We start from the raw sequence: 9,617 nt of genomic DNA on the forward strand, positions 1-9,617 counted from the left end.
TGCCTGTCCTTTTTCGTCCGCTTCCGGTCCGGGCGCGGCCTTTCGGGTCTCGGGACGGTGCCTATCCTGGCGCCGTCCCACCCGCTAAGGATCAGCCCCATGCCGGACATCGCCATCCTCGTCATCGACGTGCAGGAATCCTTTCGCCACCGCCCCTACTGGGACGAGGCGGACCTGCCCCGCTTCCTCGATCGCCAGCAGGCCTTGATCGACGGCGCCGTGGCGCGAAACGTCCCCGTCGTGCAGATCTTCCACGTCGAGGACTCCCCTGTCGAGAACCCGGGACCGTTCTCCCTCGCCTCCGGCCATGTCCGTCCCCTGGAGCCCTTGCGGATCGCGCCGGACGCGGTGTTCCACAAGCGGCGCCACTCCGCGCTGGTCGGTAGCGGGCTCGACGTCTGGCTGACCCGCAACGGCATCCGCCGGCTGATCGTCAGCGGCATCCGCACCGAGCAATGCTGCGAGACCACCACACGCCACGCCTCCGATCTCGGCTACGGCGTCGATTACGTCGGCGAGGCGACGCTGACCTTCGCGATGACGGACGCCGCCGGGCGGCGTTGGAGCGCCGAGGAGATCCGGGCCCGCACCGAACTGGTGCTGGCCGGACGCTTCGCCCGCATCGCCACGGTCGAGGAGGCGCTGTCCGGACCGGCGCCCCGCCTCGCCGCGTGAGCGGGCCGGCCGAGATCGCGGTCGTGCCAGAGATCGCGGTCGTGGTGGTGTGCCCGCCGCGCACCCTGCTCCTCGACGTGGCCGGGCCGGTCGAGGTCCTGCGCAAGGCCAACCTGATCCAGGACCGGATCCGCTTCCGGGTCGGCCATGTCGGGCCCTGCCCCGAGGTGACGAGTTCGATCGGACTCGGGCTCTCGGGGCTCGCGCCCCTGCCGTCGCCGCTGCCGGAAGGAGCGATCGTGTTGCTCGCCGGCACGGCGGAACTCGTGCTGGGCGATCCCTCGCCCCCGGGCGCGGACGAGCGGGCGGCCGAAGCGGCGATCGTCGCCTGGCTGCGGGCCGAGGTGCGACCGGGCCACCGCCTGGTCTCGATCTGCTCCGGCGCCCTGCTGGCGGCTCGGGCCGGGCTCCTCGACGGGTATGCCTGCACCACCCATCACGGGGCCTGCGCGGAACTGGCCGCGCTGGCGCCGGCCGCCCGGGTGCTGGAGGACCGGCTGTTCGTCGAGGACTGCGAGCGCCTGACCAGCGCCGGCATCACCGCCGGGATCGACCTGATGCTTCACCTCGTGGCGCGCCTCGTCGATCCGGCCTGCGCGGCGGCGGTGGCGCGCTACCTCGTGGTCTACCTGCGCCGGGCCGGCCACGACCCGCAACTCTCGCCCTGGCTGGAAGGGCGCAACCACCTCCACCCGGCGATCCACCGGGTGCAGGACGCGGTGAGCGCCGATCCGGCCCGGGCCTGGACCCTGGAGGCGCTGGCCGACCTCGCAGCCACGAGCCCGCGCCACCTGTCGCGGCTGTTCAACCGCCATGCCGGGATGAGCCTGCCCCGCTACATCAACGGCTTGCGGGTGGCGCTCGCCCGCGACCTGCTGGCCCGGACCCGCCTCGACATGGAGCGCGTGGCCGAACGGGCCGGCTTTGCCTCGCCGCGCCAGCTCCGCCGGGCCTGGAGCCGCTGGCACGACCAGCCGCCGAGTACCGCCAGGGACTTGCAGTAGCGGCGCCTGGATTCCGAATCACCGCTTGTGCGGGATGGTGCAATCCGCTTGCCCGCTTTGTCGACTCAGCGATCGTCCGGTCGCTTCGCGAGCGGCTGGAGAGGGGTCAGCCCGCGAATGGACGACCATCAGGGCTCATGGCACCAGAAGGTAACTTGGTGTATGTCGACAGACGCCGCTCAGCAACCCTCCCCCTTTGCGGGCTATTGCATTCACACATCTCGGTCCGGTGCTTCTTCCTTTGAAGATAGTGCGCCTCCCCCTGTGGGGAGGGGAGGCGCATATACTGACAGATAGTTAGATCTCAGAGGAAAAGTGTGAATCAGCCAGCATCTGCGGGGGAGGGCGACCCCCGCGTCAGTAGGGCCGGGAGTGGGGCAGCGCGGCGCTGATCCAGACGTGCCCTTGAATGTCGCGACCTCTCCGGAAGCGTCGCCCCCCGTCCCGCCCCGCATCCGAGGGGCACCCTCCCCCCTCCCAAACCGGGCTTGCCTGATTTGGGCATAGGGATGCGAAACTCGGGCAAGCCAGAGTTTCGTAGGGGGAGGATTCTGGCGCGATAGCCGTCACGCCGATGCAAAACAGGCCAAAAAGGATCTCTCGACCGCGGCCCGAGAGCTTGCTGCAGGTCTGGGCGTCGTCGAGTCGATGCGAAAGGTCTACCGGACACGTCGGCCGGCAAGGCGAGGCAACCTGCAGTTAAAAACGGTATCTTGCAGTCACATCTGCGAAACGGTGCGTCGAAATCGCGACGGAGAAGGACAAGAAAGAAGGAAGACTTCAATCGCCCGGGTCGGGCGGCTCCGACGGTGCCGGGGCTAGGCGAATGTCCTCCGGTCAGGGGCCGCCGCGTCGAACGCTGGCGCGGCGGCGCTGGAGAATTTTTCCGGGCTAGTGCATCACGCGGGTGGACGTCGTCCGCAGGCGACTGATCTCATCCTTCAGGTGAAGCTTTCGCCGCTTGAGTTCTACAACTCGCAAGTCGTCTGTGGAGAGGTGGGTGATTGCGTCCTGGATCTCGCGCTCCAACGATTCGTGCTTACGCTCAAGCTCGGAGAGATGCGTGTTCAGCGACATCAGCCATTGCCTCCTGTCATGTAGGTGACACACGGAGCCTGCCACAGCCCGCGGCCGATGTCTAAGGCATTCCGTATTGCATTTGCGTAATGTGCACCGCAGCACCCAGCCAAGGAGCCCGGCCAAGGAGGGGCTGCACAACCCTGCCGACACACTCGCGACGCCCTTGCCGGAGGCAGGGGCCTGGTTCATGCTTCGCCGCATATTTCCAGGGGCATATCTCCAGAACTTGGGGCGGCGATGGCGTTCGAGTTGAGTGCGGAATCGACGGAGGAATTCGAGACCGAGCTGGCGCGGCTCCGGGAGGAGCATCGCGACCTCGACGACGCGATCGAGGCCCTGTCCGGGGTCATGGCCGGCGACCGCCTGCAGCTCCAGCGGCTCAAGAAGCGCAAGCTGGCGCTTCGCGACCGCATCTCGTTCCTGGAGGACCAGCTGACCCCGGACATCATCGCCTGACGGGTCGACCGGGCATTTGCACTCGGCTTGCACGAATGCAAATGCGTCGCTACTGCGACAGGATCGGCTGCGGCCCGCTCGCGGCCTGGCAGCGCTTTCTGGAGGATGCGCTTGACGATGGCGGCATCGCCCCCCGTCGCGGTGATCATGGGCAGCCAGTCGGACTGGGCCACGATGCGCCACGCCGCCGAGACGCTCGATGCGCTCGGCATTCCCTACGAGGCCCGCATCGTCTCGGCCCACCGCACCCCCGACCGCCTGGTCGCCTTCGCCAAGGGCGCCAAGGCCGCGGGCTTCCGGGTGGTGATCGCGGGTGCCGGCGGCGCCGCCCACCTGCCCGGCATGGCGGCCGCGATGACGCCGCTGCCGGTCTTCGGCGTGCCGGTCGAATCGAAGGCGCTGTCGGGCCAGGACAGCCTCCTGTCGATCGTGCAGATGCCGGCCGGCATCCCGGTCGGCACGCTGGCGATCGGCCGGGCCGGCGCCGTCAACGCCGCCCTGCTGGCCGCTGCCGTCCTCGCCCTGAGCGACGACGACCTCGCCGGCCGGCTCGACGCCTGGCGCGCCCGCCAGAGCGCCGCGGTGGCCGAACACCCGGATAAGAGCGCCCCGTGAGCATCACGCCCCCCATCGCGCCGGGCGCGACCCTCGCCATCGCGCCCGGCGCGACCATCGGAATCATCGGCGGCGGCCAGCTCGGCCGCATGATCGCGGTCGCGGCGGCGCAGTACGGGCTGAAATGCCATATCTACTGCCCCGATCCGGACAGCCCGGCCTTCGAGGTGGCGGGACGGCGCACGATCGCGGCTTACGACGACGCGGCGGCGCTCCGGGCCTTCGCCGATTCCGTCGACGTGGTGACGTACGAGTTCGAGAACATTCCGAGTGCCGCGGCCGAGATCCTGGCGGCGCGCCGGCCGCTGCATCCGAGCGCCTCGGCGCTCGCCACCACCCAGGATCGGCTGACGGAAAAAAGCTTCGTCGCCGGCCTCGGCATCCCGGTGGCGCCGTTCCGGGCGGTGGACGACGCGGCGGGCCTCGCCGAGGCGATCAGGGAGATCGGCCTGCCGGCGGTGCTGAAGACCCGGCGCTTCGGCTATGACGGCAAGGGGCAGGTGATGCTGCGCGAGGCGGTCGCCGATCCCGCCGCCGTGATGGCGTCCCTGCGCGACCAGCCCTGCATCCTCGAAGGCTTCGTGCCGTTCGAGGCCGAGGTGTCGGTGGTCGCCGCCCGCAACGCGGAAGGGCGCTTCTCGGCCTACAGCCCGTGCGCCAACGAGCACCGCCACCACATCCTCGCCCGCACGGTGGTGCCGGCCCCCGGCATGGCGCCCGAGACCGCCGCGGAAGCGGTCGAGATCGCCCGCAGGATCGCCGACGCGCTCGGCTATGTCGGCGTGCTGGCGGTCGAGCTGTTCCTGGTGCGCGGCGCCGACGGCCGGGCGAGCGTGGTGGTCAACGAGATCGCCCCGCGGGTGCACAATTCCGGCCACTGGACCATCGAGGGAGCCGAGACCTCGCAATTCGCCCAGCACGTCCGGGCGATCTGCGGCTGGCCCCTCGGCAGCGCATCGCTCACCGGCACGAGCGTCGAGATGCTGAACCTGATCGGGGCCGAGGCCGACGACTGGACCCGGATCCTCGCCGAGCCGGGCCGCCATCTCCACCTCTACGGCAAGGGCGAGGCTCGCCCCGGCCGCAAGATGGGGCACGTCACCCGGGTCGCGACCGGGTCCTGACCCGTTGAGGCCCCTTGCAGGTGCGGCTTTCCGGCCACACCCGGTCCCGGCGGCGCGCTCCCCTGCCCTTGCGGCGGTAAGAGGCCACACCTTCGCCACATCGGACCGCACAAGCGTCGGGGGCGCATCGCTTTAAGCCGGCGTTCACCCCGATCCGGAATGGTCTGTCCGGCACCGGGACCGCGGCTCGAGCGGCGCGTGCGTGCGAATGGCGAAGGTGTGCGGCGCGACGTGGATGCGCCGCCCCGGGGGAGCGGGCGATGAACAACGTGATCGGCTTGAGCCGCGTGACACCGGCGGCCCGGATGCTGGGGGCGACGGTGCTGACCGCGCTGGCGCTCGCCGGCTGCGACACCGTCAGCCGGGCCACCGCGACGCGGCAATTCGCGGTGGTCGAGGCCGACAAGTCCGGCGCCACCGAGGTCAACATCGCCTCGCTGTCGGACGTGATCCAGCGCAACCCGAGCGACGCGGCGGCCTACAACACCCGCGGCGCGGCCTATGCCCGCGCGGGCAACTTCGATTCGGCGATCGCCGACTTCACCAAGGCGATCCAGCTCGATCCGAACTCGGCCTCTGCCTACGGCAACCGGGCCCTGGCCTACCGCCAGTCGGGCCGCAACGACGCGGCGCTCCAGGACTTCACCAAGGCGATCAACGCCGATCCGAACTACACCGCTGCCTATATCGGCCGGGCCAACCTGCAGCGGGCGCAGGGCAACTACGAGGCCGCCTATTCCGACCTGAGCCAGGCGATCCGCCTGACGCCGGAATCGGCCGAGGCCTATCACGCGCGCGGCCTGGTGCGGCAGGCGCAAGGCCAGCACCGCTCCGCGATCGGCGACTTCGATGCCGCCATCGACCGCAACCCCTTCGTGGCGGCGCCCTACGCCGCCCGCGGCCAGAGCCTGATCGCCACCAACCAGTACGACAAGGCGATCGAGGACTACAACGCGGCCCTCAACGTCAACAACAAGGACGCGGATTCCTGGGCCTATCGCGGGCTCGCCTACGAGAAGTCCAACCGCCGCCAGGAGGCGCTGGAGAGCTACCAGCGCGCCGTCGCCATCGACCAGGGCAACCAGATCGCCAAGCAGGGCCTGGGCCGGATGCAGGGTGGCATGGCGTCGCTGTTCCGGTAGGGGTCGCAGAAGTCTTGGATCAAAGGGCCTCCGGCGCATCGCCGGCGGCCTTTTTCTTTGGGACTCTACGCGCGCTTGAACCCTCCCCCCACTGCGCCGGGCTGCCCGGGGAAAAGAATGGCGCTGGAAATCCCCTCTCCCCGTGGGCGGGGAGAGGGCTGTGTCTCCGTTCAGGAGACGCAGCAAGCGGAGGCGAAGCCGGAGCGAGGGTGAGGGGGTGGTGCCGGAGGAGGCTCATCCGGAGATACCCCCTCACCCTCGCCCTGCGGGCTAGCTGCTGACCCAGCAAGGGGTCAGCAGCCCTCTCCCCGCCCGCGGGGAGAGGAGAGAACCCGCGCCTCTTCTTTCCCCGGACAGCCCCTGCGCAGTGGGGGGAGGGTCCCGATACGGCCCGCTCAGCGAGGCCTCACAGCACCTTCCGATACTGAATGAACCCGGGCCGGTCCGCCAGCGTGTCGTAGAGCGCCCGCGCCGTGACGTTGGCCTCCTGGGTCAGCCAGTAGACCCGGCTCGCACCGGCCTCGCGCGCCGCCGCGTAGACCGCCTCGATCAGCGCCCGTCCGGCCCCCTGCCCGCGCGCCGCTTTCGCGGTGAACAGGTCCTGGAGGTAGCAATAGGGACCCGCGGTCCAGGTCGAGCGGTGGAAGATGTAGTGGACGAGCCCGATCACGGCGCCATCCTGCTCGGCCACGAGGGCGTGCATCGGCTCCGACGCGTCGTGCAGGCGGGCCCAGGTGAGGTCGCTGACCTCGGGGGCGACCGTGGCGCCGTAGAAGGCGAGGTAGCCCTGCCAGAGCGGATCCCAGGCGGCGCGCTCGTCGGGGTGCAGCGGGCGAATCGTGGGGGTCGGCATCCGGCGGCGATCCTGTCGAAGGGAATCGCCGCCAGGGTCGCGGGGAACGATCCCCGGATCAAGGGGGCCGCGCGGCCCCCCGAGGAAACACCCTACTTCAGGTGGAACTTGTCGAAGTCGCGGTGCTCGGCCTCGATCCGGCGCACGGTGCCGGTATGCGAGCGGTAGACCACCGTCTCGGTACGGATGGTGTGGCGGCCGAAGCGGACGCCCTTGACCAGCGCCCCGTCGGTCACGCCGGTCAGCGCCACCACCACGTCGCCGCGGGCGAGGTCGTCGAGGGCGTAGAGGCGGTTCGGGTCGGAGACGCCCATCTGGGCGGCGCGGTCGCGCTTCTCCTGGGTGTCGAGGATCAGCCGGCCCTGCATCTGGCCGCCGATGCAGCGCAGCGCGCCCGCCGCCAGCACGCCCTCGGGCGCGGCGCCGATGCCGAGATAGATGTCGATGCCGGTCTCCTCCGGCATGGTGGTGAAGATCACGCCGGCCACGTCGCCATCGGAGATCAGGCGCACGCCGGCCCCGGTCCGGCGGATCGCCGCGATCAGGTCGGTGTGGCGCGGGCGGTCGAGGACGAGCGCGGTGATCTCGGCCGGCGGCACGCCCTTGGCCTTGGCGAGCGCGTGGATGTTCTCCTCAGGGCTCGCGTCGAGATGCACGGTGCCGGCCGGATACCCTGGGCCGATGGCGATCTTGTGCATGTAGACGTCGGGGGCGGCGAGCAGCGTGCCGCCCTCGGCCATCGCCATCACGGCGACCGAGCCCGGCATGTCCTTGGCGCACAGCGTGGTGCCCTCGAGCGGATCGACCGCGATGTCGACCTTCGGGCCGGAGCCGTTGCCGAGGGTCTCGCCGATGAACAGCATCGGAGCCTCGTCGCGCTCGCCCTCGCCGATGACGACGGTGCCGTCGATCGGCAGGCGGTTCAGCTCGCGGCGCATGGCATCGACGGCGGCCTGGTCGGCGGCCTTCTCGTTGCCCTGGCCGCGCAGGCGCGCCGCCGCCACGGCGGCGCGCTCGGTGACGCGCACCAGTTCAAGGGTCAGGATGCGCTCGATGACCTGGCTCGGCCCCGGCTTCTTGGCGTCCGACATGCGTTGGTGATCCTCGTTCTGGTCCTTGAGGCCGGGTCTTAAAGGAGAATCCGGCGGCGCTGAACTGAATTTTGTCAATCGGCCAGGGGTCGAGAGTCGATTGTGCGGGATCGTTTTCCGTTCAATCCGTGGCCGGAGCGGGCGGCGACTTGGCGCCGCCCACCCATGCTCACTCGCGCTCGATGCGGATGAGCTGCGGCGGCTCCGAGAGGAGACCGTCCGCCGCCATGGCGTCGAGGCTTGCGCGGATCGCCGCTTCGGTCGCCGCGTAGGTGATCAGCACCAGCGGCACGGGCAGGCCCGAGCGCCCGTGGCGGTCGCGGGCGGCGGCGCTTTCGGAGCGGTGCTGGAGGATGCTCTCGAGGGAGATCTCGCGCTCGGCCATCTTGGCGGCGACGCCGGCGGCGACGCCGGGGCGGTCGTGCACGGTGAGCCGGATGTAGTAGCCGCCCTCGTGGCGCTGCATCTCGGCCCGCACCGGGGGGTTCAGACCCGCCACCGGCCGTCCGAAGGCCGGCGGCACCCGGCCGGCGGCCACGTCGGCGATGTCGGCGACCACCGCGGAAGCCGTGGCCTCGCCGCCGGCGCCGGGGCCGATCAGGGTCAGCTCGCGCAGCGCATCGGTGTCGATGGTGACGGCGTTCGTCACGCCCATCACCTGGGCGATGGCCGAGGATTTCGGCACCATCGTCGGGTGGACGCGCTGCTCGATGCCGGCCTCGGTCGCCTCGGCGACGCCGAGCAGCTTGATCCGGTAGCCGAGCTCGTCGGCCATGCGCAGGTCGAGGGGGGTGATCGCCGAGATGCCCTCGACCGAGACACCCTCGGCGTCGAGCTCGGTGCCGAAGGCGAGGCTGGTCAGGATCGCGAGCTTGTGGGCGGTGTCGAAACCCTCGACGTCGAAGGTCGGGTCGGCCTCGGCGTAGCCGAGCGCCTGGGCGTCCTTGAGGCAGGCCTCGAAGGTCAGGCCCTCCAGCTCCATCCGGCTGAGGATGTAGTTGCAGGTGCCGTTAAGGATTCCGTAGACGCGGGAGATCCGGTTGCCGGTCAGCGCCTCGCGCAGGGCCTTGACCACCGGGATGCCGCCCGCCGCCGAGGCCTCGAAGGCGAGGGCGACGCCGGCGCCTTCCGCCGCGCGGGCCAGCGCCGGGCCATGCTTGGCGAGAAGCGCCTTGTTGGCGGTCACGACGTGCTTGGCCGAAGCGAGCGCCGCCTCGACGGTCTCGCGCGCCTTGCCCTCCGCGCCGCCGATCAGCTCGACGACGCAATCGACATCCGCAGAGCGGGCGAGCGCCACCGGATCGTCGAACCAGGTCACGCCCGCGAGGTCGAGGCCGCGGTCGCGGGTGCGGTCGCGGGCGGCGACGGCGGTGACCCGGACCGGCCGCCCGGCGGTGGCGCCGATCGCCTCGGCGCGGCGCGCGACCATGCGGACGACGGAGGCTCCGACGGTGCCGAGACCGGCGATGCCGAGGCGGAGGGCTTGAGTCATGGCGAACAATCCGGGCAGGCAGGCGCCGGGGCCGACATGTCGCAGCCCCGCAAGCGGGGTCCTTCTGCAACGGTTTCCGGACCCG

At 70.6% G+C, this 9,617-nt stretch carries 10 protein-coding genes; 6 read left to right on the top strand and 4 right to left on the bottom strand.

Features of this window, described 5'->3' with window-relative positions; all coding sequences use genetic code 11:
* Nucleotides 1-99 precede the first annotated feature (99 nt).
* Nucleotides 100-675 (top strand): isochorismatase family protein, encoded by a 576-nt coding sequence (locus tag AC3AOF_RS25900; RefSeq protein ID WP_488346888.1) that lies wholly within the window; start codon nt 100-102, stop codon nt 673-675.
* Nucleotides 672-1,679, top strand: a complete 1,008-nt coding sequence (locus AC3AOF_RS25905) for a GlxA family transcriptional regulator (protein ID WP_488346889.1) — start codon at nt 672-674, stop codon at nt 1,677-1,679. Before AC3AOF_RS25900 ends, AC3AOF_RS25905 begins: the two co-directional genes overlap by 4 nt.
* An 891-nt stretch (nt 1,680-2,570) precedes the next feature.
* On the opposite strand, the gene AC3AOF_RS25910 is transcribed toward AC3AOF_RS25905, so the two are convergent.
* Nucleotides 2,571-2,756: a YdcH family protein gene (locus AC3AOF_RS25910; RefSeq protein ID WP_236988162.1), complete on the bottom strand. Its 186-nt coding sequence runs from the start codon at nt 2,754-2,756 to the stop codon at nt 2,571-2,573.
* 240 nt (nt 2,757-2,996) lie between these two features.
* On the opposite strand from AC3AOF_RS25910, the gene AC3AOF_RS25915 reads away from it, so the two are divergent.
* The 4 genes from AC3AOF_RS25915 to AC3AOF_RS25930 all read left to right on the top strand — a co-directional run bounded on the left by AC3AOF_RS25915 (nt 2,997) and on the right by AC3AOF_RS25930 (nt 6,096).
* A complete protein-coding gene (locus tag AC3AOF_RS25915) occupies nt 2,997-3,215 on the top strand; it encodes a YdcH family protein (protein WP_236988161.1) in 219 nt (72 codons plus the stop codon).
* Nucleotides 3,216-3,332: 117 nt separating this feature from the next.
* Nucleotides 3,333-3,830, top strand: coding sequence for a 5-(carboxyamino)imidazole ribonucleotide mutase (gene purE, locus AC3AOF_RS25920; RefSeq protein ID WP_488346890.1), 498 nt, complete (start codon nt 3,333-3,335; stop codon nt 3,828-3,830).
* A gap of 89 nt (nt 3,831-3,919) precedes the next feature.
* Nucleotides 3,920-4,954: a 5-(carboxyamino)imidazole ribonucleotide synthase gene (locus AC3AOF_RS25925; RefSeq protein ID WP_488349058.1), complete on the top strand. Its 1,035-nt coding sequence runs from the start codon at nt 3,920-3,922 to the stop codon at nt 4,952-4,954.
* 260 nt (nt 4,955-5,214) lie between these two features.
* On the top strand, nt 5,215-6,096 hold the full coding sequence (locus tag AC3AOF_RS25930; protein ID WP_236988160.1) for a tetratricopeptide repeat protein: 882 nt from the start codon (nt 5,215-5,217) through the stop codon (nt 6,094-6,096).
* Nucleotides 6,097-6,502: 406 nt separating this feature from the next.
* On the opposite strand, the gene AC3AOF_RS25935 is transcribed toward AC3AOF_RS25930, so the two are convergent.
* The 3 genes from AC3AOF_RS25935 to AC3AOF_RS25945 form a co-directional block, all read right to left on the bottom strand.
* Nucleotides 6,503-6,949 (bottom strand): GNAT family N-acetyltransferase, encoded by a 447-nt coding sequence (locus tag AC3AOF_RS25935; protein WP_236988159.1) that lies wholly within the window; start codon nt 6,947-6,949, stop codon nt 6,503-6,505.
* A 92-nt stretch (nt 6,950-7,041) separates the two neighbouring features.
* Nucleotides 7,042-8,040 (bottom strand): class II fructose-bisphosphatase, encoded by a 999-nt coding sequence (gene glpX / locus AC3AOF_RS25940; RefSeq protein WP_236988158.1) that lies wholly within the window; start codon nt 8,038-8,040, stop codon nt 7,042-7,044.
* 169 nt (nt 8,041-8,209) lie between these two features.
* Nucleotides 8,210-9,532 (bottom strand): homoserine dehydrogenase, encoded by a 1,323-nt coding sequence (locus tag AC3AOF_RS25945; RefSeq protein ID WP_236988157.1) that lies wholly within the window; start codon nt 9,530-9,532, stop codon nt 8,210-8,212.
* Nucleotides 9,533-9,617 lie beyond the last annotated feature (85 nt).

Source organism: Methylobacterium sp. 142-1Y, from assembly GCF_057747795.1.

Excerpts from the sequence above, each read along its gene's own strand:
- AC3AOF_RS25910 (WP_236988162.1), bottom strand. The coding sequence starts at position 2,756 with ATGTCGCTGAACACGCATCTCTCCGAGCTTGAGCGTAAGCACGAATCG.
- AC3AOF_RS25925 (WP_488349058.1), top strand. The coding sequence starts at position 3,920 with ATGATCGCGGTCGCGGCGGCGCAGTACGGGCTGAAATGCCATATCTAC.
- AC3AOF_RS25915 (WP_236988161.1), top strand. The coding sequence starts at position 2,997 with ATGGCGTTCGAGTTGAGTGCGGAATCGACGGAGGAATTCGAGACCGAG.
- AC3AOF_RS25945 (WP_236988157.1), bottom strand. The coding sequence starts at position 9,532 with ATGACTCAAGCCCTCCGCCTCGGCATCGCCGGTCTCGGCACCGTCGGA.
- AC3AOF_RS25900 (WP_488346888.1), top strand. The coding sequence starts at position 100 with ATGCCGGACATCGCCATCCTCGTCATCGACGTGCAGGAATCCTTTCGC.
- AC3AOF_RS25930 (WP_236988160.1), top strand. The coding sequence starts at position 5,215 with ATGAACAACGTGATCGGCTTGAGCCGCGTGACACCGGCGGCCCGGATG.
- glpX (WP_236988158.1), bottom strand. The coding sequence starts at position 8,040 with ATGTCGGACGCCAAGAAGCCGGGGCCGAGCCAGGTCATCGAGCGCATC.
- purE (WP_488346890.1), top strand. The coding sequence starts at position 3,333 with ATGGCGGCATCGCCCCCCGTCGCGGTGATCATGGGCAGCCAGTCGGAC.
- AC3AOF_RS25935 (WP_236988159.1), bottom strand. The coding sequence starts at position 6,949 with ATGCCGACCCCCACGATTCGCCCGCTGCACCCCGACGAGCGCGCCGCC.